At 73.5% G+C, this 26,281-nt stretch carries 23 protein-coding genes and 2 pseudogenes; 15 read left to right on the top strand and 10 right to left on the bottom strand.

Going from position 1 to position 26,281, the window contains the following annotated elements:
- Positions 1-142: 142 nt before the first annotated feature.
- The 3 genes from EJG53_RS34960 to EJG53_RS34950 all read right to left on the bottom strand — a co-directional run bounded on the left by EJG53_RS34960 (position 143) and on the right by EJG53_RS34950 (position 2,183).
- A complete protein-coding gene (locus EJG53_RS34960; protein ID WP_125048257.1) occupies positions 143-625 on the bottom strand; it encodes an NUDIX hydrolase in 483 nt (160 codons plus the stop codon).
- 83 nt (positions 626-708) lie between these two features.
- Entirely contained in the window at positions 709-1,323 is a 615-nt protein-coding gene (locus EJG53_RS34955; protein WP_031006409.1) for a hypothetical protein, read from the bottom strand.
- 59 nt (positions 1,324-1,382) lie between these two features.
- Complete coding sequence (locus tag EJG53_RS34950) at positions 1,383-2,183, bottom strand: glutamate racemase (protein WP_167515212.1); 801 nt, start codon at positions 2,181-2,183, stop codon at positions 1,383-1,385.
- A 120-nt stretch (positions 2,184-2,303) separates the two neighbouring features.
- On the opposite strand from EJG53_RS34950, the gene EJG53_RS34945 reads away from it, so the two are divergent.
- Positions 2,304-3,467 (top strand): glycosyltransferase, encoded by a 1,164-nt coding sequence (locus EJG53_RS34945; RefSeq protein ID WP_125048256.1) that lies wholly within the window; start codon positions 2,304-2,306, stop codon positions 3,465-3,467.
- Between the two features lie 25 nt (positions 3,468-3,492).
- Here EJG53_RS34945 and EJG53_RS34940 read toward each other — a convergent pair whose 3' ends face one another.
- Positions 3,493-4,833: a TerD family protein gene (locus EJG53_RS34940; protein ID WP_125048255.1), complete on the bottom strand. Its 1,341-nt coding sequence runs from the start codon at positions 4,831-4,833 to the stop codon at positions 3,493-3,495.
- Between the two features lie 260 nt (positions 4,834-5,093).
- On the opposite strand from EJG53_RS34940, the gene EJG53_RS34935 reads away from it, so the two are divergent.
- The 4 genes and pseudogenes from EJG53_RS34935 to EJG53_RS34920 all read left to right on the top strand — a co-directional run.
- Entirely contained in the window at positions 5,094-5,558 is a 465-nt protein-coding gene (locus EJG53_RS34935; RefSeq protein WP_125048254.1) for a DUF6643 family protein, read from the top strand.
- 92 nt (positions 5,559-5,650) lie between these two features.
- Positions 5,651-6,490 (top strand): MOSC domain-containing protein, encoded by an 840-nt coding sequence (locus tag EJG53_RS34930; protein WP_125048253.1) that lies wholly within the window; start codon positions 5,651-5,653, stop codon positions 6,488-6,490.
- Between the two features lie 224 nt (positions 6,491-6,714).
- On the top strand, positions 6,715-7,557 hold the full coding sequence (locus tag EJG53_RS34925; RefSeq protein WP_244955468.1) for an MEDS domain-containing protein: 843 nt from the start codon (positions 6,715-6,717) through the stop codon (positions 7,555-7,557).
- Between the two features lie 38 nt (positions 7,558-7,595).
- Positions 7,596-7,886: pseudogene (locus EJG53_RS34920) on the top strand (ATP-binding protein); the annotation flags it as partial.
- Positions 7,887-8,087: 201 nt separating this feature from the next.
- Here EJG53_RS34920 and EJG53_RS34915 read toward each other — a convergent pair.
- Positions 8,088-8,828: a CBS domain-containing protein gene (locus EJG53_RS34915; protein ID WP_125048252.1), complete on the bottom strand. Its 741-nt coding sequence runs from the start codon at positions 8,826-8,828 to the stop codon at positions 8,088-8,090.
- Positions 8,829-9,080: 252 nt separating this feature from the next.
- Between EJG53_RS34915 and EJG53_RS34910 the strand changes: the two genes are divergently transcribed.
- Positions 9,081-9,686 (top strand): Rv1733c family protein, encoded by a 606-nt coding sequence (locus EJG53_RS34910; protein WP_244955467.1) that lies wholly within the window; start codon positions 9,081-9,083, stop codon positions 9,684-9,686.
- A 257-nt stretch (positions 9,687-9,943) separates the two neighbouring features.
- Complete coding sequence (locus EJG53_RS34905; protein ID WP_125048251.1) at positions 9,944-12,403, top strand: right-handed parallel beta-helix repeat-containing protein; 2,460 nt, start codon at positions 9,944-9,946, stop codon at positions 12,401-12,403.
- A gap of 7 nt (positions 12,404-12,410) precedes the next feature.
- Here the strand turns inward: EJG53_RS34905 and EJG53_RS34900 are convergent, their stop codons facing one another.
- Positions 12,411-14,870 (bottom strand): hypothetical protein, encoded by a 2,460-nt coding sequence (locus tag EJG53_RS34900; RefSeq protein ID WP_174856500.1) that lies wholly within the window; start codon positions 14,868-14,870, stop codon positions 12,411-12,413.
- 229 nt (positions 14,871-15,099) lie between these two features.
- Here EJG53_RS34900 and EJG53_RS34895 point away from each other — a divergent pair, with 229 nt between their 5' ends.
- Positions 15,100-15,945 carry a DeoR/GlpR family DNA-binding transcription regulator gene (locus EJG53_RS34895; protein ID WP_125048250.1) on the top strand — a complete coding sequence of 282 codons (846 nt, stop codon included), beginning with the start codon at positions 15,100-15,102 and terminating at the stop codon, positions 15,943-15,945.
- A 24-nt stretch (positions 15,946-15,969) separates the two neighbouring features.
- Here the strand turns inward: EJG53_RS34895 and EJG53_RS34890 are convergent, their stop codons facing one another.
- Positions 15,970-17,067 (bottom strand): PLP-dependent cysteine synthase family protein, encoded by a 1,098-nt coding sequence (locus tag EJG53_RS34890; protein WP_125049792.1) that lies wholly within the window; start codon positions 17,065-17,067, stop codon positions 15,970-15,972.
- Between the two features lie 304 nt (positions 17,068-17,371).
- On the opposite strand from EJG53_RS34890, the gene EJG53_RS34885 reads away from it, so the two are divergent.
- Positions 17,372-17,662, top strand: coding sequence for a hypothetical protein (locus EJG53_RS34885; RefSeq protein WP_031006382.1), 291 nt, complete (start codon positions 17,372-17,374; stop codon positions 17,660-17,662).
- A 173-nt stretch (positions 17,663-17,835) separates the two neighbouring features.
- Positions 17,836-18,384 carry an ATP-binding protein gene (locus EJG53_RS34880; RefSeq protein WP_125048249.1) on the top strand — a complete coding sequence of 183 codons (549 nt, stop codon included), beginning with the start codon at positions 17,836-17,838 and terminating at the stop codon, positions 18,382-18,384.
- 76 nt (positions 18,385-18,460) lie between these two features.
- On the opposite strand, the gene EJG53_RS34875 is transcribed toward EJG53_RS34880, so the two are convergent.
- The gene (locus EJG53_RS34875) at positions 18,461-18,775 is read right to left on the bottom strand and encodes an SHOCT domain-containing protein (RefSeq protein WP_125048248.1); all 315 of its coding nucleotides are present in this window, start codon (positions 18,773-18,775) and stop codon (positions 18,461-18,463) included.
- Between the two features lie 239 nt (positions 18,776-19,014).
- On the opposite strand from EJG53_RS34875, the gene EJG53_RS34870 reads away from it, so the two are divergent.
- The 5 genes from EJG53_RS34870 (at position 19,015) to EJG53_RS34850 (ending at position 22,534) form a co-directional block, all read left to right on the top strand.
- On the top strand, positions 19,015-19,596 hold the full coding sequence (locus EJG53_RS34870; RefSeq protein ID WP_244955466.1) for a TetR/AcrR family transcriptional regulator: 582 nt from the start codon (positions 19,015-19,017) through the stop codon (positions 19,594-19,596).
- Between the two features lie 50 nt (positions 19,597-19,646).
- Entirely contained in the window at positions 19,647-20,057 is a 411-nt protein-coding gene (locus tag EJG53_RS34865; protein ID WP_125048247.1) for a (R)-mandelonitrile lyase, read from the top strand.
- Positions 20,058-20,096: 39 nt separating this feature from the next.
- Positions 20,097-20,681 carry a DUF4865 family protein gene (locus EJG53_RS34860; protein ID WP_125048246.1) on the top strand — a complete coding sequence of 195 codons (585 nt, stop codon included), beginning with the start codon at positions 20,097-20,099 and terminating at the stop codon, positions 20,679-20,681.
- The gene (locus EJG53_RS34855) at positions 20,675-21,694 is read left to right on the top strand and encodes a phosphotriesterase family protein (protein ID WP_125048245.1); all 1,020 of its coding nucleotides are present in this window, start codon (positions 20,675-20,677) and stop codon (positions 21,692-21,694) included. Before EJG53_RS34860 ends, EJG53_RS34855 begins: the two co-directional genes overlap by 7 nt.
- Before the next feature lie 99 nt (positions 21,695-21,793).
- The gene (locus EJG53_RS34850) at positions 21,794-22,534 is read left to right on the top strand and encodes an aspartate/glutamate racemase family protein (RefSeq protein WP_125048244.1); all 741 of its coding nucleotides are present in this window, start codon (positions 21,794-21,796) and stop codon (positions 22,532-22,534) included.
- Here the strand turns inward: EJG53_RS34850 and EJG53_RS34845 are convergent.
- A pseudogene (locus EJG53_RS34845) lies at positions 22,524-23,934 on the bottom strand (lamin tail domain-containing protein). The gene EJG53_RS34850 and the pseudogene EJG53_RS34845 sit on opposite strands and share 11 nt — an antisense overlap.
- 1,039 nt (positions 23,935-24,973) lie before the next feature.
- The gene (locus EJG53_RS34840; protein ID WP_125048243.1) at positions 24,974-26,218 is read right to left on the bottom strand and encodes an ROK family protein; all 1,245 of its coding nucleotides are present in this window, start codon (positions 26,216-26,218) and stop codon (positions 24,974-24,976) included.
- Between the last annotated feature and the right edge of the window lie 63 nt (positions 26,219-26,281).

Genomic DNA, 26,281 nt, shown 5'->3' with positions numbered 1-26,281 from the left:
GGTACGTCGATCCGGGGCCGGTACGTCGCTCCACCACCGGTACGTCGAGCCGGAGCCGTACCGTCGAGCCAGGGCCGTACCGACGCGTCAGGACCGTACCGACGAGCCGAGGCCGTACCGACGAGCCAGGACCGTACCGTCGCTACCCCTCCTGCCCGATGCCCGCGAACCAGGCGGGCCCGTCGTCCATGGCCATCTTGATCCGCGTCACCGAGAACTCCTCCAACTGCGGCAGGGCGTCCAGTGCGAACCAGCCCACCTCCAGCGACTCGTCGTCGTTGACGGCGGCCGCACCGCCGACGGCGCGGCAGCGCAGCGAGATGTCCATGAACTGGCACGCGTCGCCGTTCGGGTAGCGGACCCGCTGGAGCGCCTCGACGAGGATCACCCGTTCGGGGACCACGTGCACCGCGGTCTCCTCGAACACCTCGCGCACCGCCGTCTCGGCCGGCTGCTCCCCCGGCTCCGGGATGCCGCCGATGATCGACCACATGCCGTTGTCCGCTCTGCGGCCGAGCAGGACCCGGCCGCGGTCGTCGTAGACCACGGCGCTCACGCCGGGGAGCCACAGGAGCTGGTGGCCGATGCCGGCCCGGAGGTCACGGATGAAGTCGGGTGTCGCCATACCGCGCACCCTAACGAGAGCCGGGCGACCGGTGCATCGTCCACGCAATCGGGCGGGCGCTCGTACGGTCCCCGGCGCGGCCCTCAGGCGCCGGTGCCCCGGCCCTTGTCGATCCCGCACCTGCCGCGGATGCAGCGCACCGCGTTCTCCGCGTCGTCCACCGTGATCGTGAAGCTTCGGCCGTCGCCGAGCCGGAGCACCACCGCCTCACCGCGCCGTACGACCACGGCCGTGCCCTGCTCGGGGCGCCAGCGGTAGCCCCAGCCGCCCCAGTGGCGCGGGGTGACGCGGGGCGCGAAGTCGGCGCCGACGACGGTGTCGAGGGGGATGCGGCGGCGGGGCAGCCCCATGTGGCCGCACCGTACCTCCAGGCAGTCCTTGTCGACCCGTACGGCCACATGGACGAAGGCGAGGGTGCCGAAGAGCACCAGCAGTCCGGCCAGGACACAGCCGACCACCGACATCACCAGCGGCGCCAGACCGGTCGTCCAGGCGCTGTCGACGGCCAGCTCGATGCCCAGGGCCAGGCAGGCCGCGCCGATGCCGGCCAGGAGCCACTGCACCCGGTTGGTGGCGCGTCCGTGCCATTCCTCGGGGACGTCCGCGGGGTCTCGGTGGCTGCCGGAGGCACCTTCGTCGCCGAGCGGGCCGCCGTGCTCGCCGGGGGCTGCTGCCCCCTCGTGGGAGTGGTCCCTCATGAGTCGCAGCGTACGCGTGTTTGCCCGCCCTGGCAGCGTGTCGCGCGCCCTGCGGGGACTCAGTGACGGACGGGTTCCCCGCCCTGCGGCGCGCCGGCCAGGAGTCGTCCCTCGTCATAGGCGAGAGCGGCCTCGGGAAGGTGTCCGGGGCGGCCGCTGAGGAGGACGGTGACGGTGCCGGTGGGGGCGGCCGAGGGGGCCGGGTCCGCGCCGATGCGGCGCAGTGCCTGGGCGGCGACCGCCTCGGCGGAGCCGAGCAGGACGAGCGCGGGGGCGCCGGGCTGCTGGAGGGCGGCGCGGATGCGCTCGGCGACCAGTTCGTAGTGGGTGCAGCCGAGGACGACGGTCCGTACGTCGCTGGGCGTGTTCGCGGCGGCGGCCGCCACGGCGGCGTCGATCGCGGCCTCGTCGGCGGTCTCGACGGCGTCGGCGAGCCCGGGGCAGGGCACGCCGGTGACCTCGACGCCGGAGGCGAACTGTGCGATCAGGTCACGCTGGTACGGGCTGCCGGTGGTGGCCGGGGTGGCCCAGATGGCGACCGGGCCGCCGGTGGCCGCGGCGGGTTTGATGGCCGGGACGGTGCCGATGACGGGCAGTCCGGGCTCCAGCTCGGCCCGCAGGGCGGGCAGGGCGTGCACGGAGGCGGTGTTGCAGGCGACGATCAGGGCGTCCGGGCGGTGCGCGGCGGCGGCGCGGGCGACGGCGAGCGCGTGCGCCGCGATGTCGTGCGGCGGGCGTGGCCCCCAGGGCATGCCGTCCGGGTCGGAGGAGATGACCAGGTCGGCGTCGGGCCGCAGCCGCCGTACCGCGGCGGCCGCCGCGAGCAGGCCGGTACCGGAGTCCATGAGCGCGATCTTCACCCAGACACTTTACGCCGGGCCGCCCGGTACTTGTCATACCGGTGGGCCGCGTCCGCCGCGCCCGTAGGGCCGCCCGCCGGGTTCCGGCCACGGCGGGTGCGGGTGCGGCAGACTGCGGGCGTGGGAGCGACGGAGTGGATCGGTGCCGGGTCGCTGGCGGCCTGGGTGTGGCTGGCGCTGGGGCAGGGCTTCTTCTGGCGGACGGACGTACGGCTGCCCGCGCGCGACGATCCGGAGCGGTGGCCGCCGGTCGCCGTCGTGGTCCCGGCCCGGGACGAGGCCGCGGTGCTGCCGGTGAGCCTGCCGTCCCTGCTGGCGCAGAAGTATCCGGGGCGGGCCGAGGTGGTGCTCGTCGACGACGGCAGTACGGACGGGACGGGCGAGCTGGCCCGGGAGCTGGCCGGGCGGGACGGGCTGCCGCTGACCGTCACCGAGCCGGGCGAGCCGGAACCGGGCTGGACGGGCAAGCTGTGGGCGGTCCGGCACGGCATGGCGCTGGTACGGGAGCGCGGCGACGCGGAGTACGTGCTGCTGACGGACGCGGACATCGCGCACGCCCCGGACAGCCTGCGCGAGCTGGTGGCCGCGGCGCGCTCGGCGGAGCTGGACCTGGTGTCGCAGATGGCCCGGCTGCGGGTGGTCTCCTTCTGGGAGCGGCTGATCGTCCCGGCCTTCGTGTACTTCTTCGCGCAGTTGTATCCCTTCCGGTGGGTCAACCGTCCGGGGGCGCGGACCGCCGCGGCGGCGGGCGGCTGTGTGCTGCTGCGGCGTGCGGTGGCCGAGCGGGCCGGGGTGCCCGACAGCATCCGGCATGCGGTGATCGACGATGTGACGCTGGCCAGGGCCGTACGGCGGGCCGGTGGCCGGATCTGGCTGGGGCTGGGCGACCGGGTGGAGAGCGTGCGCCCGTACGCGGGGCTGGGCACGCTGTGGCGGATGGTCTCGCGCAGTGCTTACGCGCAACTGCGGCACAACCCATTGCTGCTGGCAGGGACGGTGGCCGGGCTCGCGCTCGTCTACCTGGCACCGCCCGCCGCGCTGGCCGCCGGTCTCACGGCCGGGAGCGCGACGACCGCGGCGCTGGGCGGCGTGGCGTGGGCCGTGATGGCCGGGACGTACCTGCCGATGCTGCGCTACTACGGGCAGCCGCTCTGGCTCGCGCCGCTGCTACCAGGTACCGCGCTGCTCTACCTCCTGATGACGGTGGACTCCGCCGTCCAGCACTACCGGGGGCGCGGGGCCGCCTGGAAGGGCCGGACGTACGGGGCGCCGGGCGCGTCCTGACCGCGGCTCATCTTTCGGCGGGCCCTCACTTGCTGGCCGGGGACCAGTTCAGCCCCCAGCCGTACGCCTCGTCGACGGTGCGCTGCGGACTGACGCCCGGCGCGGGCACCAGGTAGCGGGCCTCGCGCTGGACGACCAGTTCGCTGCCGGTGTTGGTGATGAGGGCGAGGGCGCAGACGTTCGACGGAACGGTGCACTCGTCGAGCGAGAAGTCCACGGGCGCGCCGTACTGCGGCTGGAGGGTGACCGTGGCGTGCAGTCCGGCGAAGCTGGTGGCGCCCGCGTAGACGGTCACGAAGATGAGGATGCGCCTGATGCGGTCCTGGTGGTCGAGGTTGACCGTCAGGTTCTCGCCGGACGCGACGGCGCCGGTGCGGTCGTCCTGGTCGAGCTGGATGTACGGCGGGGCGTGCAGGCTGCCGAAGTTGCCGCCGATGGGGTGGACCACGCCCGCGCTGCCGTCGGTGAGTTCGTACAGCGCGCACAGGTCGAGGTCCAGGTCGCCGGAGCGCGGCAGCAGCGCGCCTCGGGCGCCCAGTGCCTCCATGGTCTTGCGGCCCAGCTTCTTGCCCAGGCGGGCGGCGGGTTTGCCGGCCTGCTGCCAGTTCAGGTTGACCCGCATCGCGCCCGAGGTGCCGCCCTGCTTCGTCAAGGAGACGGCGGGCGCCTCCTTCGTGAGGGTGACCTTCGACAGGCTCACGGGCGGGGCGGGGGCGGGCACCGGCGGCACGCCGTACGGCTGGGCGGGCGGGGCCGGGGGCGGCGGGTACGCGCCGTACTGCTGGGCGGGCGGGGCGGTGGGGGCCGCCGGGGGTACGGCGGCGGGCGGGGCCGGGGGCTCCTCCTCCACGCTGATGCCGAAGTCCGTGGCCAGCCCCGCCAGCCCGGTGGCGTACCCCTGCCCGACCGCCCGGAACTTCCAGGCGCCCTGCCGCCGGTACAGCTCCCCGAGCACGAAGGCGGTCTCGGCGGTGGCGTCCTGACTGTCGAAGCGGGCCAGCTCGGCGCCGCTGCCCGCGTCGAGCACCCGGATGTGCAGTCCGGCGACCTGGCCGAAGGCGCCCCCGTCGGCCGAGGCGGCGAGCACCACCCGCTCCACGGCGGGCTCCAGCCGGGCCAGGTCGACGGACAGGCTGTCGGCCGCGGTGTCCCCGGCGGACCGTTTGCCCTCGTGGCGGACGGCGCCCGAGGCGTGCGCGGGCTGGTTGTAGAAGACGAAGTCGGCGTCGTCGCGGACCTTTCCCGCGGCGGTCAGCAGCAGCGCGGACGCGTCCACGTCCGGGGTGCCGGGGCCGGTGCGCCACCCCAGTTCCAGCCGTACCGACGTGGCCGGTACCGCGACGTTGCTCCCCTTGGGCATCGGCATCGTGGCACCCTTCCTCTCGCTTCGCTCGCCGGGCCGCTGTGCGGCGCCCCCTTCTGCACGGTGGCAGGTTCCAACCTACTTGCCGAAAAATGTCCGCCGTTCATCTGATGTGAACACGGCCTTTACACGATCCCTACGGGCGTTCGCGACCGATTTTGCCAAGTTCGCTCACATTGTGGATCGCAGGCTTCACACGACACGTGAAACAACCCTCTTTTCAGGCTCCCCAACCGGCACATCGTGGGCTTAACTTAAGAGGTATGACCTCCCCCCGCTCTACCTACGGCAGCGGCTACTACGCTTCGCCGTCCTTCCCGGACACCCCGATCTACGACTCCCTCGTCGCCGAGCGCGGCACCCCGCAGATTGCCCCGATCCGTGTCGAGTTGCCCTACGACTCGGGCTCGTCGTACATGCCGGCCCTGCCGTCGGCGCTGCCCGCGCTCCCCGCCGCGCCCTCCTCCCAGCCGTATTCCGGCCAGGGTTACCAGGGCGCCGCGGCCCAGCCGGTCGCCCCGCTGCAGAGCACCCCGGCGCCGTACATCCCGCAGCAGACGGGCCCCCGCGGCTATCCCGCCCAGCAGCAACAGCCCCAGCGCCCGGCCGGCAACGGCGGCACGGGCTACGACGCGATGCGCCCGGCCGGCCCGGTCGCCCCGCGTCCCGCGCCGTCCCCGTACGACGATCCGTACGGCGGCCGTCAGCAGTATCCGCGCGGGTACTGACCGGAGGGGCCGTACGCGGGCGGAGGGCCGGTCCCGCACGACCGGGCGGCACCGGTGCCGGGGCCGCCGCGGGGGCCTGGCAGGATGAGGGCATGCCGAACCCTTTCCTCCAGGCCATCCACCGGTATCCGGTCAAGTCCGTGGCGGGGTCAGGCCCCGGCGAGGCGGTCGTGGAACCGTGGGGACTCGCCGGGGACCGTCGCTGGATGCTCGTCGACCCCGAGCACCGGTTCGTCACCCAGCGCGCCCGGCCCCGGCTGGCCGCGGCCACCGCGACGGAACTCCCGGACGGCGGCGTGCGCCTGACGGCGCCGGACATGCCGCCGCTGACCGTCGAGGTACCGGAGCCCGGGACGACGGTCACCGTCGAGGTGTGGGGGGACAAGGTCGAGGCGGTGCCCGCGTCCGGCGCCGCCGCCGAGTGGTTCAGCACCTACCTGGACGTACCCGTGCGACTGGTGCACATGGACGAGCCGGGCCGGCGGCGCCCCACCGACCCGGCCTACTCGCGGCCGGGTGACACCGTCAGCTTCGCCGACGGCTTCCCCCTGCTCCTCACCACCACCGCCTCGCTCGACGCCCTCAACGCGCTCGTCGCCGAGGGTGGCCACGCCCACGAGGGCCCCCTGCCGATGAACCGTTTCCGCCCGAACGTCGTGGTGGACGGCACCGCGCCCTGGGACGAGGACGCCTGGCAGCGGATACGTATCGGCGAGATCGTCTTCCGCGTGGTCAAGCCCTGCGGCCGGTGTGTGATGACCACCACCGACCAGCGGACCGGGCAGCGCGGCAAGGAGCCGCTGCGCACCCTGGCCCGCCACCGCCGCGTCGGTGACCAGCTCCTCTTCGGCCAGAACCTGATCCCGGAGAGCACCGGCACCCTCCGCGTCGGCGACCCCTTCGAGGTACTCGACCGGCGTCCGGAAGCCTGACCTCCGCCCCGCCGCACGCCCCCGGGCGCCGTACGGCGGGCACCTGACGCCACGTCGGCCCGCGCGCACGCCCCGGCCATGGAGCGCACGGCCGCATTGCGGGCGCGTGTCCGGCTGCCTACAGTGAGCGCACGGCGATGCCGACAGCGGGAGCCGTGGGGAGTGTCTAGGTGCCGATGCCGACCTGGGAACCGCCCGGAGACCATCTCATTCCGGTGCAGCACATGCGTCCCGGGGACCACGCCTTTGTGAGCTACGACGACGACGAGGTGCGCTGGGAGGTCATGACCGCCTTCGTACGGCTCGGACTCGCCCGCGGCGAGAAGGTCGTGCTCTTCCCGGACCCGTGGCTCCCGGAGGCCGAGGTGCTGGCCCGGCTCGACTTCACCGGCCGCAGCACCGTGACGGCCCGCGAACGGGGGCAGTTGGTGCTGAGCAGCATGCGCGGGCTGATCCGCCCGGACCTCCGGTTCACGCCCGAGCGGCAGCTCGGGCGGCTGCGCTCGGAGACGGCGCGGGCGGCCGCCGAGGGGTTCACCGGCCTGCGGGCCTTCATCGACATGCGGTGGGTGCCCGATTTGAATGCCGACGTGCGGGTGATGATGCACCGGGAGACGCACGCGGACGCGCTGTTCGACGGCCGTCCGTACAGCGAGATCTGCGCCTACGACCGCCGCTGGTTCAGCCGCGAGGTGCTGCACGCGATGGACCGGGCCCATCCGCGCAGCCTCCTGGAACGGCTCGGCAGCCTGCGGTCGGTGCGCGGCGGGGACGGCAGTGTGCACTTCATCGGCGACGCGGACACCACCGCCCGTCGGCCCTTCAGCACCGCGCTGGAGCTGGCGCTGTCCGGCAGCGCCGGCGCCCGCCGGCTCACCGTCGACCTGACCCGGCTGCACCTGCTGTCGGTGGGCTGCGCCACCGCCCTGCTCACGCTGGCCGGCCGGGCCACCGGTCACGACCGGGTCGAGGTCCGCTGCGACCGCGTACAGGCCCGCACGCTGCACCGGCTCGGCGCGGGCTCGGTGCCCCGGCTGGCCATGACGGAGGTGATACGGCCGTGCTGACCCCGGACCCGGCCACGTCCGAGGACGGGCCGGTCGACATGAGGACCGCCACCTGTCTGCTGCGGCGCCGCTTCACCGCGCGGCTGCTGCCGCAGTTGCGGCTGCTGGTGGAGGAGTGTGCCCTGCGGGAGGGCCTGGCGGAGCCGCGGCGCGGGGAGTTCGTGCTGGCCGTGGACGAGATCGCGGGCAACGCCGTGGAACACGCGGGCGGCTCGGGCCGGCTGGTGCTGCGGCGCATCGGTGACGAACTGGAGTGCCGTATCAGCGACTCGGGCCCCGGCTTCAGCGAAACCGTGATTCCGGAGCTGCTGCCGGGGCTCGACGGAGCGCACCACGGGCGCGGGCTGTGGCTCGCGCGCCTGGTGGCGGACCGGTTCGCGGTCCGGCCCGGCGACATGGAGGCGTCCGGTGCGCGGGGGCCGAGGTCACCCTGGCGGTACGGGTGCGGTGAGGCGCGCGGGCGGGCCGGCGAGCAGACCCAGCCGGCCCCGCCCGTACCCCGGTCCCGCCCTTCCTCCCGCCCCGCCGCCTCAGCGCGCCCCTTCCTCCGGGGCCCGCAGCCACTCCTGCGCCCGGTCGCGCACGATCTGCTCACCGTGCTGTTCGGCGGCGTCGTCGTGCTCGTACTCCAGCTCGTCCACCACCGCGACCACCCCGTCGATCCGCCCCGCCAGCCGCAGCGCCACCGGCACCTCGCTGCTGCGCCCCAGCCGCCCCGACAGCGTGACCACACCCGCCCGTACGGTCACCCCGAGCGCACCGGGCTTGAGGCCGAGGGTGCGCACCAGCACCTCGGTGATCAGTTCCTCGCGGATCTCCTCGTCCGGGCGCAGGAAGACCTTCAGCAGGTCGCTGCGGGTCACCAGCCCGCACAGCCGGCCCTCCGCGTCGACGACCGGCAGCCGGTCCAGCTTCCCGGTCACCATCAGCCGGGCGGCCTCGGCGACAGTCTGGTGCGGGCCGATCGTGACCGGCGGCGAGGTCATCAGCTCGCCCGCCCGCAGGCCGCGCTTCCTGGCCCGGGCCGCGCGGGCGCGGCCGGTCAGCCGGCGCCGGTTGTACCAGCGGTTCTGCAGGATGTCCTGGGCGGCCTGGCGGTACATCAGGTCCGTCTCGGAGATGACGCCCACGACCTTGTCGTCGGCGTCGACGACGGGCAGCCCCGTCTTGCGGTGCCGGCTCAGCAGATTGACGACTTCCCGGAACGACGTGGTGCGCCGGGCCCTGACGACCTCGGTGTTCATGAGCCGGCCGACCTGTCGGTGATCCATCGCGGGGCCTCCCTCACGCAGGGATACAGTGTCGGCCGCCGCCGGGTACGGCTGAAGGCCGCGCACGCGGCGATACGGTGCGCGCCCCGCAGGTGAGGGAGCCCCCTGCGGGCCCGGTGCCGTACCCGCTTCGGCGCCCCGTCCGCGCCCGCCCCCGGCACCCGGCCGCCGGTGATTGCGCTCTCCGTTCGCCCCGTCCGTGCATGACGCGCGCCGGACGAGGTACCTGCGGGCAGGGAGAGGGGGCACGACGTGGTACGAGTCATCGCGGGGCTGTGGCGCTGGCGGCGCAACCCGCTGCGCCGGACGACCGACCTCCTGGAGGCGTGGGTGGCGCTGGCCGCCTTCCTGGTCATCGTGCTGGGCGGCGGCTTCGTGGGTCTCACCGCGGACAGCGCCGCCCACGACGCGTTGCAGCGGTCCGTGCGGGCCCAGGCGCAGCAGCGGCACCAGGTCTGGGCGACGCCGAGCCGGGCCGCTTCGCGCGCTTCCGCGGCCGCCGACCCCGAGGCCGTCGCGGGCCGGGAGATGCACCGCCGGGTGGAGGCCCGCTGGACCGCGCCGGACGGCAGCGAGCACAGCGGCCCGGTCGCCGCGCCGGGTGCCGTACGGGCGGGCGAGCGGTTCCGTATCTGGACCGACCCGCGGGGCCGGGTGGTGACGCGGCCGATGGACGCGAGCACGGCGCGGGCCCATGCGGTGCTGGCGGGGCTCGGCGCGGCGGCCTGCACGGGAGCCGTGGCCGCGGGCGGCCGGGGGCTGGTGACACGCCGGATGCTGAACGGCCGTTACCGGCGCTGGGACCGGGAGTGGGAGCGCGCGGGCCAGGACTGGGGACGGGCCGGAGCGGGAAGCTGACCAGGGGCCGCAGGCCGCGGAAGGGGCCGCGGACCGGTGCCGGAAAAGGCTGCCGGATGCCCGTACGGTGGGGTCGCGGGCCCCGTCGGCGAACTCCCGCACATACAGGCTGACCATGTCATCCGGCGCCCGCCGGGCGCGCTACGGTGGAGCGGCCAGCCTCCCGGCTGGGGTCCCGGGCACACGTACGCGGACATACGCGGACGTACAACTGCCGGGCCGGTAACAGCCGCACGAGGTGGGGGCACGACAGCGCCATGGCACAGGGCTCGGTCCAGGTGACGCACACGGGCACATCGCGGTGGCGGCGCCGCACGGGTGAATACAGCTCGCTGGCCGCGGCCCTGGAAGCCGCGGGGGACGGCGACGTACTGACCGTGGGTGCCGGCACGTACCGCGAGAACCTCGTGCTGCTGCGCGCGGTGACGCTGCGCGGTCCCGAGGGCGCGCGCGGGTCGGTGCGGATCGCGCCCGCCGACGGTGTCGCGCTGACCGTACGGGCCTCGGCGACGGTCCAGGACCTCCAGGTGGAGGGGCAGGACTCGACGGCGCCCGCGATCCTGGTGGAGGACGGCGCGCCGGAGCTGGACGGGCTGCGGGTGGTGACGCGGTCGGCGTCCGGCATCGAGGTGCGCGGCGGTGCGCGTCCGACAGTACGCCGCTGCACGGTCGACAATCCGGGCGGTGTGGGCATCAGCGTGCTGGACGGGGCCGGCGGGATCTTCGAGGAGTGCGAGGTGGTGGCCGCCGGGCAGTCCGGGATCACGGTGCGCGGCGGCGCGCATCCGCGGCTGGAGAACTGCCGGGTGCGGAACGCCTCCGGCGCGGGCCTGTCGGTGGACGGCGAGGGCAGCGGCGTGGAGGCGTTCGGCTGCGAGCTGTACGAGATCAAGGGTGCGGGTGTGCAGGTGGCCTCGCGGGCGAGCGGCCAGTTGACCGACTGCTCGGTGCACCGGACCTCGGCCGACGGCATCACCCTGGACACCGACGCGGTGCTCACGCTCGCCGACTGCGACATCCACGACATCCCGGAGAACGCCGTGGACCTGCGGTCCCGGTCGGTGCTGACGCTGACCCGCAGCATGGTGCGGCGCTTCGGCCGCAACGGGCTGTCCGTGTGGGACCCGGGCACCCGGGTGGACGCCAATCAGTGCGAGATCCACGACAGTACGGGCGACTACCCGGCGGTGTGGGTCAGCGACGGCGCCACCGCCGTCCTGGACTCGACGCGGGTGCACGACGTGCCGGACGCGCTGTTCGTCCTGGACCGGGGCTCGCGCGCGGACGTGGTGGACTCCGACCTGGCCCAGGTGCGCAACACGGCGGTGTCGGTGAGCGACGGCGCGACCGTGCAGCTCGACGACTGCCGCATCCGGGAGGCGGCGACCGGCGCGTGGTTCCGCGACCACGGCAGCGGCGGCACCCTCGCCAACTGCACCATCGACGCGGCGCAGACCGGCGTGATCGTGACCAAGGGCGCCGACCCCACCGTCGAGCGCTGTGTGGTCAGCTCCCCGGCCGAGGCGGGTTTCTACGTGTCGGCGGAGGGCCGCGGTACGTTCAACGGCTGCCGGGTGACCGGAAGTTCCGGGTACGGGTTCCACATCATCGACGGCTGCCGTACGACGCTGACGCACTGCCGCACCGAGCGGTGCGCGCGCGGCGGGTACGAGTTCGCGGACAGCGCCGCCGCGCAGGGCGAGGGGTACACGGGCGGGCCGTCCGTACAGGACTGCACCAGCGACGAGAGCCGGGCGGCCGGGGAAACGGCGGTCCCGGCCCCGGCGTTGCGGGCGCCCGCGGGCGCGCCGGTGACGCGGACGGCCGGGCTGCTCGGCGCCGTACCGGCGCAGACCGTCCTGCCGGCGCCGCCCGCGCCGGAGCCCGCCGGGGCTTCCCCGGGCAGCCGGCCCTCCGAGGAGGTGCTCGGCGAACTGGACAAGCTGGTCGGCCTGGAGAGCGTCAAGCGCGAGGTGCGCAGCCTGATCAACATGATCGAGGTGGGGCGCCGGCGGCAGGAGGCCGGCCTCAAGGCCGCCTCCGTCCGCCGCCATCTGGTCTTCACCGGCTCCCCCGGCACCGGCAAGACCACGGTGGCGCGGCTCTACGGCGAGATCCTGGCCTCGCTGGACGTGCTGGAGCGCGGGCACCTGGTGGAGGTGTCCCGGGTGGACCTGGTCGGCGAGCACATCGGGTCCACGGCGATCCGTACGCAGGAGGCGTTCGACCGGGCGCGCGGCGGGGTGCTCTTCATCGACGAGGCGTACGCGCTCTCGCCGGAGGACTCCGGGCGGGACTTCGGGCGCGAGGCGATCGACACGCTGGTGAAGCTGATGGAGGACCACCGGGAGGCGGTGGTGGTGATCGTGGCCGGGTACACGGCCGAGATGGAGCGCTTCCTCGCCGTCAACCCGGGCGTGGCGTCCCGTTTCTCACGGACCATCACCTTCGGCGACTACGCGCCGGAGGATCTGCTGCGGATCGTCGAGCAGCAGGGCGAGGAGCATGAGTACCGGCTGGCCGAGGGGGCGGGCGAGGCACTGCTGAAGTACTTCACCGCGCTCCCCAAGGGCCCTTCGTTCGGCAACGGGCGGACCGCCCGGCAGACGTTCGAGTCGATGGTCGAGCGGCATGCGGGCCGGGTCGCCCTGCTGACCGACCCGGACACCGACGACCTCACGCTGCTGTACGCGGAGGATCTGCCCGACCTGCCCTGACGGGCCGTCAGCAGCCGCCGCCCGTCCCGTTGGTCTCGCGCTGACGCGGTACCCCCGCTCCGAGTCGGGCGATCAGTACGGCGCGGGTCTCCTCGAACACCGGGTCGGACTGGTAGTCGCCGTGCCCCAGGATCTGCGCGGGCAGCGGATGCTGGAGGGTCCGCCCGAAGGCGAGGGGATCGCGCAGCGGGCCGAGGTCGATGTCCGGGCCGTCCTCGCAGGTGAGCCGCACCGGACCGCCGATGGGGTCGGTCAGCCGCCACAGGTTGCGCCAGTCGTCCATCTCCCGGTGCAGCCCGGTCAGCGCCTCCGGCCCGAAGCAGGCGGGGAACCACCGCCCGTACAGGCGCTCCAGCGGCGACCCGTACGTCAGCAGCGCGACCCGGCTGCGGGTGACCAGGTCGAGCTGCCAGACGGCCGCGGCCGCCAGCACACTGCCCTGGGAGTGGCCGGAGATGACCAGGCGGCCGTCGTTGTTCTCGGTCCAGGTGGCCATCCGCCACGTCAGGTCGGGGACGGCGCGCTCGGCGTAGCAGGGCGGCGCGAAGGGGTGCGCCGCGCGCGGCCAGAACGTGCCGACGTCCCACAGGATGCCGACCGTACGGCGGGTGGAGCGGTCGCGGTAGGCCCGCCAGCCCATGACGGCGAGCAGCAGGACACCGGCGCCCATCAGCCAGGAGCCGAGCGACTCCGCCGTCGCCGCGGCGGTGTGCACCAGCAGTGGCGCCTGCTCCGTGGCGCGTCCCGGCGCCCGGTCGGTGAGCCAGGCGCCGGCCACCGCGCCCGCGCCCAGCACCAGCGTGACCAGGCAGACCGCGCCGAGCAGGACCGGGGCGGAGTCGGTGAGTCCGGCCCGCGCGATGGTTCCCGCGATCCGGCGCACCCGCTGCTCGTCGGGCCGCTCCTGCTTGTCGTACAGGCCCGGGATGTCCGGTTCCACCTTGCGGCGCACCACGAACATCTGGACCCCGGCCAGGACGGCGAAGGCCGCGACGACCACCAGGAGCACCGGCAGCACCGACGCCTGCCAGGACAGGACGACGGCCGGCCCGGCGATCGGGGCGCCCGGCTGCCCGGGGGTCGCGCCGCCGTCCATCCAGTCCGCCAGCCGCTGGGCCGCTCCCCCGGTCAGCACGCCGCCCAGAGCGCAGCCCAGCAGGGCGACGGCCGCGCCGTGGAATCCTTTCAGCGCGGCGCGTCCGTCGCCGTGTCCGTGGCGCCGTGCGGCGTTCTGCAGGAAGCCCGCGGTGACGAGGAGGCCGAGGACCAGCAGGCCCTGGAGGACGGCGATGCCGCCGAAGGCGCCGCTGCCGGGCAGCCGGTCGCCGCTGACCCAGCCGGGCCGGGACCAGGCCGTGTGGACGGCGGACAGGACGAGGGCGACGAGCGCGGCGAACGGCAGCACCTTGACCACGAAGCGGTCGTGGTGCTCGTCCGGTTCGGCCTCGCAGCGCGCGGTGCGGCAGACGATCCAGACGGTGAGCGCCACCAGCAGCAGGACCAGCGCGAGCAGCACCCGGCCGAGGGCGGAGAGCGTCCCGCCGTGCCCCGTACGCCGGTCGAAGTCCAGCCCGGTCACGAGCAGCGCGACGGCGATGGTCAGCAGTCCGGCCGCGGTGTGCGCGGCGCGCAGCCGGGCCACCACCCGGCGGCCGTACCAGAAGCCGCGGCGGGTCAGCGCGGGGCGCTGGGCGGGCGGGACGTCACGGGAGGTGCCGGGGCGGCGCGGCGGCGGCGAGGCGGACTCGTACGCGCTCCACGTACGGCGGGAGAGCCACCACAGGAAGCCGACGAGCAGCAGTGGCATCAGGGCGGCGATCACGACGCGGCGGCCGGGGCCGCTCCAGGTGCCGCCCTGCTCGGGGCTCATGAAGCCCATCCAGGACTTGCCGGCCGCGCAGGCGGCGCTGCCCGCGCACTGCCAGGCCGTCAGGTCCAGGGCCACCTCGCAGGCCGCGGCGACCAGCAGGACGGTGAGGCTGAGGGCGAGGAGGCGGACGAGGATGTCGTACACGCGGTGGCCCCGGTGGTGCGCGGGGGCGGCGGGGCGCATCCAGTGGGCGAGGTTGGCGACCATGAAGGGGAGCAGGATCAGCCACAGGGCGCGGGCTCCGTTGCCGGAGGTGAGGTTGCACCAGCAGTACGCCTCGCGGATCGGTTCGGCGCGGTAGTCGTCAGGGCGCTGTTCGGCGTCGGCGTCGACGGCCCTGCGGTACACGGCGGCCGTGTCGTCGCCGGTGATCAGGACGGTGCGCGGGTCGCCGAGCATCCGCTCCGGGGTCGTGCCGCCGACGCCGTGCACCAGCAGCTCCAGGGCGAGTTGCCGGTCGCCGGGTGGGGCGGTGCCCGGTGTGTGACCGTCCGGGGCCGTGTCCGGACCGTCCCCGTCCGGGCCGGTGCCCGGTCCTTCCGGTGCGGCGTCCGGACGGTCCGGAGCCGTTCGGTGCGTGCTGCTCGCGCTGTCCACTGGTCTGTCCCCCGATGCCGTACGTGCCGGTCGGCGCCGCACGGTACCCGGCGGCGCCTTCCACTGTCATGTCATGCTCAACGAGCGCCCGCGGCTCCGGACACCTGCCTCGCGCCTGCCTTCTTCCCGGTTCCGCGGACGCACACCCCACCCCGGCGGGGCGGATGCCCCAGGTGCCGCGTGCGAGGATGTGTGCGCAACGGCAGCCGGGCGGAAGGGACAGGCCGGGGTGAGCGACAATCAGAACCTGCTCGCGGAGCAGCGGCGCGCTCTGATCCTCGACGAGGTCAGACGGCGCGGCGGCGTCCGCGTGAACGAGCTGACCCGCAGGCTCAACGTGTCGGACATGACGGTCCGGCGCGACCTGGACGCCCTCGCCCGGCAGGGCATGGTGGAGAAGGTGCACGGCGGCGCGGTCCCGGTCAGCGAGCCGAGCAGCCACGAGCCGGGCTTCGAGGCGAAGTCGGGGCTGGAGCTGAGCGCCAAGGAGGACATCGCCAAGGCGGCGGCCCGGATGGCGGCGCCGGGCGGCGCCGTCGCCCTGGCGGGCGGCACCACCGCGTTCGCGCTGGCCCAGCAACTGCTGGAGGTGCCGGACCTGACGGTCGTCACCAACTCGGTACGGGTCGCCGACGTGTTCTACAACGCGCAGCGGGCGGCGGCCGGCGGCAGCCAGTCACCCCGCGCGGGCGCGGCGACCGTGGTGCTGACCGGCGGCGTCCGTACCCCCTCGGACACCCTGGTGGGCCCGGTGGCGGACGCCGCGATCCGCTCCCTCCACTTCGACGTGCTCTTCCTCGGGGTGCACGGCATATCGGTGGAGGCCGGACTGTCCACGCCCAACCTGGCCGAGGCGGAGACCAACCGCCACTTCGTCCGCTCCGCCCGCCGGGTCGTGGTGGTGGCCGACCACACCAAGTGGGGCACGGTGGGCCTCAGTTCCTTCGCCGCGCTGGAGGACGTGGACGTCCTGGTGACCGACCGCGGTCTGTCGGCGCAGGCCCGTACGGAGATCGCGGAACTGCCGCCGGAACTGGTCGTCGCGGGCGAACCGGGCGACGGCACGGACCTCTGAGGGGCCGGGGGCCGGGGCGGTGGCTCAGGCCGGCCAGCTTCCGGTCTCCAGGAAGTTCTCGATCGTCGCCGCGTACGGCGCGATGTCCAGGCCCTGCTCCTCCAGCCAACTGTCCGAGTAGTACTTGTCCAGGTAGCGATCGCCCGGGTCACAGAGCAGGGTGACGACCGAGCCCGTACGCCCCGCGGCGACCATCTCCGCGACGATCTTCAGCGCGCTCCACAGGCCGGTGCCCGTCGAGCCGCCCGCCTTGCGGCCGATGGCCCGCTCCAGGGCCCGTACGGCCGCCACGCTCGCCGCGTCCGGGACCTTCATCATCCGGTCGATGGCGCCGGGCACGAAGCTGGGCTCCATGCGCGGCCGCCCGATGCCCTCGATGCGGGAGGCGGTGGCGCAGTCCGTCTCCGCGTCGCCGGTGCGCCAGCCGTCGAAGAAGCAGGAGTTCTCCGGGTCGGGCACGCAGATGCGGGTGTCGTACTGCATGTAGTGCACGTAGCGGGCGATGGTCGCCGAGGTGCCGCCGGTACCGGCCGTGGCGACGATCCAGGCGGGTTCCGGGTACCGCTCCAGGCGCAACTGCTGGTAGATCGACTCGGCGATGTTGTTGTTGCCCCGCCAGTCCGTCGCCCGTTCGGCGTAGGTGAACTGATCCATGTAGTGGCCGCCGGACTCGGCGGCGAGTTCGGCGGAGACCGCGTAGACGGTCCGCGGGTCGTCCACGAGGTGGCAGGTGCCGCCGTGGAACTCGATCAGCCGGGTCTTCTCCCGGCTGGTGGTGGCGGGCATCACCGCGATGAAAGGCACCCCGATCAGGCTCGCGAAGTACGCCTCGGAGACCGCGGTGGAGCCGCTGGAGGACTCGATGACGGGCTTGCCGGGCCGGATCCAGCCGTTGCAGAGCCCGTAGAGGAACAGCGAACGGGCCAGCCGGTGCTTGAGGCTGCCGGTGGGGTGGGTCGACTCGTCCTTCAGGTACAGGTCGATGCCCCACTGCTCCGGCAGCGGGAAGCGCAGCACATGGGTGTCGGCCGTCCGGTTGGCGTCCGCCTGCACCTTGCGGACGGCCTCCTTGAGCCAGCTCCGGTAGTCCGGATCGCTGCGGTCGACGTCCACGGTCGGCATCGGACAGCCGCCTCCGGGCACCCGGCCGACGGGGTGGTGTGGTGACTGTGCGGTGCTCATGGCGCGCTCCCCGACGTCGTACGGAGCCCGCGCGGAACGCCGGGCCGGTTCCGACTATAACCACCTGCCACACGCTTCTCACCTGCATAAACAACCCTTTGAGCAACCCCAAGCACCACCTGGGACCGGACTGCGGGCGAGCTTTGGCCAAGGGGTACTGGTGCACACGGCACGACGCAGGCAGACTGCGCACCGAGGGGGCGGGTGGAGAGCGCACGCCCGTCGTGCTGAGGAGGTGATCGCCATGGCGGAGCCCGAGTTCAACGCGACCGGGGTACGCATAGAGAAATGGCTGCTCCGGTCGCTCACCCGGGCGGGCCAGGTCGTGATCAAGGACGGCAGGCTGGCCCTGCTGACGAGTTACGGCACCGAGATAGACAGCGCGCCGGTGCAGGCCGTGCAGGCACACAAACCCCTGTTCGCGGCCCGTGACCGGGCACTGGCGACGCTGAACGGACACCGTTACTCGCTGACGCTGGGCACCCCGGACCGCTTCCTGGAGGCCGTACGCGCGGCACGCTCCGCTCGCGCTTGACAGGGTCTCTCGGGGGACGGTGCGGTTGCGGGAGCGCACTGGTGGGACGACCCTGGACTCGTATCACTGAGGGTTCACCAGCGGTGACACTGTGGTGGAAGTGCGGACATCGCTGGATCCGATCTTCGCCCCCGTCGTACGAGGGCGCCCGACCTCATCAGGGAGTCGCGGTCGTGATCAGGCAGCCCAGCAGACACTGCACGGTGGAGCTCCAGGCCCTTCCGGCCCGGATCGGCCAGGTGCGCAGGATCGTATCGGCACAGCTCCGGTACTGGCGTCTCGACGCCTTGATAGACCCGGCGGCGCTCGGCGTGACCGAACTGCTGGCCAATGTGCACCAGCACGCCGTGCCCAGCAAACAGTGCACCGTCGAACTGCTCGTCCTCCTGGACCAGCTCACGGTGTCGGTACGCGATCTGGACCCGCGACTGCCCCGGGTGCGGACGGCCGGGACCCTCGACACCGAGGGCCGCGGACTGTCGCTGATCGACGCGCTGAGCGAGAGCTGGGGAGTGCGCCCGGAGGGCGGCGGCAAGGTCGTCTGGTTCACGCTCCCCGCGCTCTCGCTCGCACCGGAGGAAGCGGTACGCCGTACGTCGGTGGGGCGCTCGTCGTGCGCCCGGGGCACGGCAGCGCGCGAACCGGCGCTCACTCCGGCCGAACCGCCCCTGCGCACCGCGATGGACACCCGCCCACGGGTGCGGGGCGCCGGAGTCGGTTGAAGGGCCGGGCGGGCCGACGGCGTGCACGCCTACGGGCGCGCGGCGTGGAGCGCCGACGGCGCCTGCCCACGGGCGCTCACGCCGCCCCGCCCTTCGGGCCGGTGCCGAACCGCTCGTCCAGGACGGAGAGCCGGCGCCAGTACTCGTCCTCGTCGATCTCCCCGGTCGCGAAGCGCCGGGCGAGCAGGTCGACGGGCGACGGGTCGGTACGGCCTGCCGACGCGGGACCGGCACCGCCCCGGAGGCCGCCGAACGGCTGCCGCCTGCCGCGCCACACGGTGCGCCGCAGCAGGGTGACCACCCCGAACACGACGGCCGCCCAGAACAGCGGGAAGAGCAGGAACCAAGGGCCGGGGCCGCCGCCGGTCCACGGGTGCGCCAGCTCGTACATGACAGATCAGCTCCTTGTCGTCGGGCGCCGCCCCGGCGCGTCTGCGTGCGCCTGCGCGGGCCTGTGGGGTTCGCCCTTCCGAGCCTGGCCCGCCGGGGGCCGCCGGTCGTCGTACGGCTGACGGCACCGTGCGTACGGCTCGGGAAGTACGTGATGCGGAATCAGGTGCTCCGACCGGGAACAACCGCGCCGCACGCCCGGAGTTGATCTCTGTAACTACTGGTATGTACAGTCGCGCCATGACCACTTCCGAACGGCTCGTCGAGAGCACCAGGGAGCTCCTCTGGGAGCGCGGCTTCACCGGCACCAGCCCGAAGGCGATCCTGCGGCGCGCCGGTGTCGGGCAGGGCAGCATGTACCACCACTTCGCGGGCAAGTCCGACCTCGCGCTCGCCGCCATCCGGCGCACCGCCGAGGTCATGCGGGCCACCGCCGACACCGCCCTCTCCGGAGAGGGCAGCGCCTGCGACCGGGTGCGGGCCTACCTGCTGCGCGAGCGCGACGTGCTGCGCGGCTGCCCGGTGGGCCGGCTGACCATGGACCCGGACGTCATCGCCGACCCGGCGCTGCGGCAGCCCGTCTTCGAGACGCTCGACTGGCTGCGCGGCCGGATCGCCGGGATCCTCCGCGAGGGGTGCGAGCGCGGCGAGTTCGACGCGGAGCTGGACCCGGAAGAGACCGCGGCCGCCGTCGTCGCCACCGTGCAGGGCGGCTACGTGCTGGCCCGCGCCGCCGAGTCGCCCGCCCCCTTCGACACCGCCGTGCGCGGCGTACTGTCCCTGCTCACGGCCCGCACCACCGGCGCGGCGCCCACCGCCTGAGACGCCGTCACCGCAGCACCGCGCATCCGTACCGGAAAGGCGTCACCGCCATGGAGATCACCCGCACCCGTCCCGGCAGCCAGGCCGGGCCCGCCGAACATTTCACCGGCACCGTCTGGCTCGACGAACTCGCGGCACCGCCCGCGCCGTCCCGGCTCCGCCTGTTCAGCGTCCACTTCGCACCGGGCGCCCGCACCGCCTGGCACCGCCATCCGCACGGTCAGGTTCTGCACGTCACCGAGGGCGTCGGCCTGGTGCAGCGCAGGGGCGGCCCGGTCGAGGAGATCAGGGCCGGGGACACGGTGTGGACCGCTCCGGGCGAGTGGCACTGGCACGGCGCCACGCCCGGCACGTTCATGACCCATCTCGCCCTGGTCGAGGCGGCGGAGGACGGCACGACCGCCGACTGGGGCTGCCTGACCGACGACCGTACGACCGACGACGCCGAACGGGCCGTGTGAGCCCGCACCCCACCCTTTCACCCACCACTCGGAGCACCCGTGCACGCCATGCAGTACACCGTCACCCTCCCCGCCGACTACGACATGGGAATCGTCCGCGACCGGGTACGGACCCGGGGGCACCTCCTCGACACCTGCGCCGGACTCGGGATCAAGGCGTATGGCATCCGCGAGCGCGGCGTCGACGGTTCGCCCGTCAATCAATATGCGCCGTTCTATCTCTGGGCCGACCCCCTGGCGATGAACCGTTTCCTGCTCGGTGACGGCTTCCGCGGCGTGATCCGCGACTTCGGCCGCCCCGAGGTGCGGCACTGGACGGGCGTCCACCACGAGCGGGGACCGTCCGCCGGAGCGGCGCCGGGCTCCTTCGTCCGCCGCGTCCAGACGCTCACCGAGGCGACGGATCCGGCCACCGCCGTGGCGGAGGCGGTGGCCGGTCAGCGGCGGCTGGCCCGTACCGACGGGGTGCACACCACCGCGCTCGCGCTCGACCCCCGGAACTGGGAACTGGTGCACTTCACCCTCTGGGAAGGCACCGCGCCCGCGTCGGACGGGGAGCACTTCGAGGTGCTGCACCTGTCCGCGCCGGGGGCCGGGCAACTGCCGGCCGGGGCGCACTGGTGAGCGCGCGTCCGGAACCCGCAGTCCGTACGGTGTCGGGAGACGTCTCCCCCGCCTCACTGGGCCTCTGCGACGCCCACGACCACCTGTTCCTGCGTAGCCCGCAGTTGCCCGGCCAGGAACTCGACGACCCCGGCGCGGCGGCGGCCGAGCTGCGGGCCTTCCGGGAGGCGGGCGGCGGCACGGTGATCCAGTGGACGCCGTACGGGATGGGGCGGCGCGCCGGTGAACTTCCGCGGCTCGCCGAGGAGTCGGGAGTGCGGATCGTCGCGGCGACGGGTCTGCACCAGGCGGTGCACTACGCGCCCGAGGTGCTGGAACGGGTAGGGGCGAAGGGTGGTGCGAACGGCTCCGGCGGGGGCTCGGCCGACCTGGCGGCCCTGTTCGTGGCGGAGCTGACGACGGGGATCGGGAGCTGGTCCGGAGGTCGCGGTGACGGCCGTACGGACGCGGCCGGCGCGCACCCCCGGGCCGGGATGATCAAAGTCGCCGGCGGGTTCCACGGCCTGGACGCGCACGCCCGGTACACCATGGCCGCGGCGGCCGAGGCCCACCACGCCACCGGCGCCCCCATCGGCGTCCACCTGGAGCTGGGCACCGGGGCCCAGGACGTCCTCGACCTGCTGTGCGGGACGCTGGCGGTACCGCCGCGGCGGGTCGTCCTGGGCCACCTCAACCGCTCCCCCGACCTGGTGACCCACCGGTCGGCCGCCGCTGCCGGGGCCTATCTGGCGTTCGACGGGCCGTCCCGCGCCCACCACGCCACGGACTGGCGGCTGCCCGACGCGCTGGCCGCGCTCGCCGACGCCGGGTACGGGGACCGGCTGCTCCTCGGCGGCGACACGACGACGGCGGCGGCCCGGTCGGTCAGCGGCGGGCCCGGCATGCCCCATCTGCTGCGCCGCCTGCGGCCGCGGCTCGAACTCGCCCTGGGGGCCGAACTGGTGCGGCACCTCTTCACGACGAATCCGGCCCGCGCGTTCGCGGTGGCGTGGGAGCGGGCGGGAGGCGCCTGAAGCCGGGAGGCGGGCGCCTGGGACCTGCCGACGGACGGCCGTTGTCAGTGGGGCGGGTGACAATGGCGGCAGCGTGAACCGACGGCCACTGGAGGGACCGTGGAACACCTGGGCATCCTCGCGCACAGCGCCGAAGGGGCGGCGCTGTGCTTCCGGGCCTTCTGCCAGGAGGCGTCCGCCGAGCTGGGGCCGTACGACCATCCGGACGTGACGCTGGACTGCATCAGCATGGCGCGGTCCATGCCCGCCTGGGAGTCCGGTGATCACCATTCGATACGGGCGACGCTCGCCGAGAGCGTCGCCCGCCTCGCCCGCGCCGGAGCGGACTGCTTCGTCTGCCCGGACAACACCGCCCACCTGGCCCTCGAACTGCCCGGCGAGGAACTGCCGCTGCCCGGCCTGCACATAGCCGAGGTGGTCGCCGAACGCGCCGCCCGTGACGGGTACCGGCGCGTCGGCGTCCTGGGCACCGCGTACACGATGGACAGCCCGCTCTACGGGCGCGCGCTGGGCTCCCGGGGCATCGCTGCCGACGTACCGGACGCGGACGACCGCCGTACCGTCCACCGGATCATCTTCGACGAGCTGGTGAACGGCGTCTTCTCCGAGACCTCCCGCCAGGAGTATCTACGGATCATCGAGCGGCTGGCCGCCCGCGGCTGCGACGCGGTCGCCCTCGTGTGCACGGAGATTCCGCTCCTGGTGACACCGGAGGTCTCGCCGCTGCCGATGCTGGACTCGACGCGGCTGCTGGCCCACGCGGCCTTCGAGACCGCCGTGGGCCGACGGGCCGCACCGAGGTGGCGGGGAGGAGCGGTGGGGACGGACGTCAGCAGGTGATGCTGCCCTTGCGCAGTGCGTGGCCGTCGTCGTTGCTGTCGTCGGACCAGTAGACGGGCTTCGATCCGGCGACGCACTCGTCGGCGCCTGCCAAGGCGAAGCCCTCGTTGTTGTAGTCGGGCATGCCTGAGGGGCGGTTGTAGACGGCTTTGGGGGTGAAGGTGCCGGTGGATGCGACCTGAAAGGTGCGGTGCTGTCCCTTGCAGGTGTCGTCGCAGACGGCCCACAGGCGGGCGGCTCCGGGCTCCCACTGCAGTTCCATGACGCCGCTCATGCCACTGCTGAAGGACGCGACGCGGGTGAAGGCTCCGGAGTCCTCCAGGACGTAGCCGTAGATCATGCCGGTGCCCTCGACGCCGGTGAAGAACACGCCGCCGCTGTGGGCGCCGTACCGTGTCGGGGCGTAGGCGGCGCCGGTGGAGGCGTCCTTGAAGGCGGCTCCCGTCAGGTAGGCGTCGGGTACCCAGGTGATGCCTTCGAAGCCGAGGTTGGAGCCGACGGGCGGCAGGTCGGAGGTGAGGTTCCACTCCTTGGTGGCGGCCAGGGGGGGAGCCGGTGCCGGAGACGTCGTACTTCAGGACGGACAGCCGGCTGGTGCCGGAGGCGTCGCCGTCACGCTCACTGGCGACGAACACACCGGCGGCGGCTCCGCCGCCGGTCGCGGTCACGCCCTCGCTGTCGGGGCGTCCCGAACCGCCGGGAAAGCGCAGGGCCTTGCCGGAGCCCCAGCCTCGGCCGGTGTCGGGTGTCCAGCCGCCGGAGGCGTTGCGGACCAGGCGCCACAGCTTGCCGCTGTTCTGGGCGGCCCACAGGACGTTGCCGTCCTGGTGGAGGCCGCTGAGGTCCTCGCCGAAGACGCCGGCGGCGTCGGCGTTCGTCACGGCGCCGCTGCCGGGCCACGCCGCCGGCGTGCTGCCGCTGCCACCACAGTTGTTGGCGGCGCCGAGGGTCACCCCGGCCGCCTTGAAGGCGCCGGTGCCGTCGGGGCAGCGTGACCAGGACGGAGCGGAATGTTTGCTCCAGGAGAAGCTGTCCACCAGGGTTCTGCCGTCCGGCAGATACAGGCGGGCCTTGTCGTCCGAGCCCAGCCCGAAGCTGTCGTGGACGTCGAAAGCACGGAAGGCGCCCGGGGCCAGCTCGGTCCCGGCGGCGATCGTGTACGTCGAACCGTCCTTGTCGTCCTTGAGGACCCAGCCCGAGATGTCGACCGTCGCGGTGCCCTTGTTGTACAGCTCGACCGAGTCCTCGACGCTCCCGGTGGTCACCACTTCGTTGATCCGGATGTCACCGGCCGGGGCCGCGTGAGCAGGGGCGACGACGGCCGTACCGGCCAGGACCGTCGCGGTGACGAGGAAAAGGGGGAAGGCACGGCGCCGACGGCGCGTACGTATTGCGGTCACGGAGTCCGTCCAGAGGTCGCGGAGGAAGGGGCGGCACGACGGTCCGACGCGGACCGGACGGGACGCCTCCCGCCAGGCGGACGGCACATGAACGGAAGCTGAAGGGTGGGCGGAAGGCGCGGGCGTTGGGGCGGTACTGACTGCCCGTCAGGCAGGGACGAGGGATGCGAGCCGCCGTGAACGCGGAGACGAACTTTGCAACAGCAATGACCGTTGTGACGGCACTCATCGCCTGCGCGCACCACCGCCCGCACCCATGTGATGTACACAACGGCTAGATCGGGAACTGACACTCGGTGCTACCGCAAAGTAAGTGAAACTCCGCAGGTCCAGGGCCCGGAGGGCGCCTGGGCGATCGACGGCGAGGCGCCGTACGACCCGCAGTGCCCCGCCGAACCACGGCGTCACGGCACTACTGGTGCCCGAGTGGGCCACGAGGACGGTCACACCGAGCTAATCTGATGCCTCACCTCCGGCCCTGCCGGACCGGCTCGCGGCTCACGCGGGGTCGCGACGACCTCGGCCCCGGACCGGAGGTGATACCCGATGGACTCGTGTCCGAAGGGGTGCTGCTGTACTCGCTGTTCGTGGGAGGGCTTTTTTCGGAAGGCGCGCTGGTTCAGCCCGCTGTACGCGGTGGTGAAGTTCCTGCGTGAAACCTTTCAGCACTTCCACTGAGCAGCAGTAAGGCCCCGGCTGAACGCCGGGGCCCCTGCAGCCGGGTCCTGCCTCCGCCTGGTTGACCGCCGTGGGGGCAGGGCCCTTCATGCCTGCGCGCCGCCCGGAGCCGCGGACCGTGGACTTCCCGGCCCCCACCGCCGGACAGGCGGTTGATGCACCTATCTTGCCTTGCCCGGCGGGCCATTTCGAGCGGCGGGCACGCCCCAACTTGCGTGAGCAGCGGCCAACCGAGTGTCATACACACTGTTCAAGCAGCACCATCGGAACCCTTGTGGCTCACATCACGTCCCTCCGGGGTGGCACAGACCACAAGAGGTTTCGAGGAAAACCGTCGAACGCACGCCCGGGCCCAGGCCGTTCAGGCCGGGTCTGCTTCCTGGCCCTCCCCCTCCACGACCACCAGCGGATCGTCCAGCACCGGCTGCCACGCCAGCTCCGCCGCGCCGACCAGGCTGTTGTGGTCGAGCGTGCACGGCAGGATCGGTACGCCGCCGCTGCGCCCCCACAGGCTGCGCTCGGCGACCACGGCCCGCAGCCGTTCCGGGTCGGCGCCCAGCAGTTCGCGGTGCAGGCCGCCGAGGATGATGCGGTCGGGATTGAGGATGTTGACGAGTCCGGCGATGCCGAGGCCCAGCCGGTCGATCAGCAGGTCGGCGGCGGCCCGTACGGACGGGTCCTGATGCTCCTCGCGGAGCAGATCGGTGGCCTGCCGGAGCAGCGAGCCCTCGGGGCCGGGCGTGCGGCCCGCGGCGCCGAGGAAGGCGAGCGGGTCCGCCTCGACGTCCAGGCAGCCGCGGCTGCCGCAGTGGCAGGGCGCGCCCTCCGGGTTGACGGTCAGGTGGCCGACCTCCAGGGCGAGGCCCGAACTGCCGCTGTGCAACCGGCCGTCCAGGACCAGCGCGCCGCCGACGCCCCGGTGCCCGGAGGCGATGCACAGCAGGTCGCGGGCGCCGCGTCCGGCGCCGTGCCGGTGTTCGGCCAGTGCGGCGAGGTTGACATCGTTGCCGGTGAAGCCGACCGCGGCGGTGACCCCGGGAATGCCGGCCTCGGCGAGGGCGCGCCGGAAGAGCCGGCGTACGGGGGCGCCCGAAGGCCAGGCCAGGTGGAGGGGGTTGAGCGCCTCGCCGTCGGGTTCGGCGACGGCCGACGGGATGGCGAGCGCGGCGCCGAGGCAGCGCCGCCCGGTCCGTTCGAGCAGTCCGGAGCCCGCCGCCACCGCTTCGGCCAGTACGTGCGCCGGGTCGGCGGGGATCGTGCCGCAGCCGCTCACGGTGGCCACGATCCGTCCGCCGAGGCCGACCAGCGCGACGCGGTAACCGTCGGCATGGATCTGCCCGGCGAGGACGACGGGGCCGTTCTCGTTCAGGAACAGCCGGTGGGACGGACGGCCTTGGGACCCCGCCGAGGAGGTCGGGCGGGAGTCGACGACGATCAGTCCGAGCGCTTCCAGCTCCGCGGCCACCGCGCCCGCGGTCGCCCGGGTCACGCCGAGTTCCGAGGTCAGGACGGCACGGGTGGGTGCGCGCCCGGTGTGTACGAGCTCCAGTGCGGGCCCGAGGGCGCTGCGGCCCCGCTCCAGCCTGGTTGTCCGAGTGTGGGTCACGTGCCCATTCTTGCTTTGTACCGGCAGTAAACAAAATACGGGCCACCCTTCCGCGTGGGAAGC

Origin of the sequence: Streptomyces chrestomyceticus JCM 4735 (assembly GCF_003865135.1) — a bacterium.
GTDB lineage: Bacteria > Actinomycetota > Actinomycetes > Streptomycetales > Streptomycetaceae > Streptomyces > Streptomyces chrestomyceticus.
The sequence above is the reverse complement of the archived record's forward strand: the minus strand, read 5'-3'. Positions and strand labels throughout refer to the sequence as shown.

Bases quoted from the DNA above. Each gene is read 5' to 3' on its own strand.
- EJG53_RS34960 (WP_125048257.1), bottom strand. From the start codon at position 625: ATGGCGACACCCGACTTCATCCGTGACCTCCGGGCCGGCATCGGCCAC.
- EJG53_RS34870 (WP_244955466.1), top strand. From the start codon at position 19,015: ATGACCACTTCCGAACGGCTCGTCGAGAGCACCAGGGAGCTCCTCTGG.
- EJG53_RS34890 (WP_125049792.1), bottom strand. From the start codon at position 17,067: ATGCCGACCGTGGACGTCGACCGCAGCGATCCGGACTACCGGAGCTGG.
- EJG53_RS34955 (WP_031006409.1), bottom strand. From the start codon at position 1,323: ATGAGGGACCACTCCCACGAGGGGGCAGCAGCCCCCGGCGAGCACGGC.
- EJG53_RS34925 (WP_244955468.1), top strand. From the start codon at position 6,715: ATGCGTCCCGGGGACCACGCCTTTGTGAGCTACGACGACGACGAGGTG.
- EJG53_RS34940 (WP_125048255.1), bottom strand. From the start codon at position 4,833: ATGCCGATGCCCAAGGGGAGCAACGTCGCGGTACCGGCCACGTCGGTA.
- EJG53_RS34905 (WP_125048251.1), top strand. From the start codon at position 9,944: ATGGCACAGGGCTCGGTCCAGGTGACGCACACGGGCACATCGCGGTGG.
- EJG53_RS34930 (WP_125048253.1), top strand. From the start codon at position 5,651: ATGCCGAACCCTTTCCTCCAGGCCATCCACCGGTATCCGGTCAAGTCC.
- EJG53_RS34935 (WP_125048254.1), top strand. From the start codon at position 5,094: ATGACCTCCCCCCGCTCTACCTACGGCAGCGGCTACTACGCTTCGCCG.
- EJG53_RS34865 (WP_125048247.1), top strand. From the start codon at position 19,647: ATGGAGATCACCCGCACCCGTCCCGGCAGCCAGGCCGGGCCCGCCGAA.
- EJG53_RS34915 (WP_125048252.1), bottom strand. From the start codon at position 8,828: ATGGATCACCGACAGGTCGGCCGGCTCATGAACACCGAGGTCGTCAGG.
- EJG53_RS34885 (WP_031006382.1), top strand. From the start codon at position 17,372: ATGGCGGAGCCCGAGTTCAACGCGACCGGGGTACGCATAGAGAAATGG.
- EJG53_RS34875 (WP_125048248.1), bottom strand. From the start codon at position 18,775: ATGTACGAGCTGGCGCACCCGTGGACCGGCGGCGGCCCCGGCCCTTGG.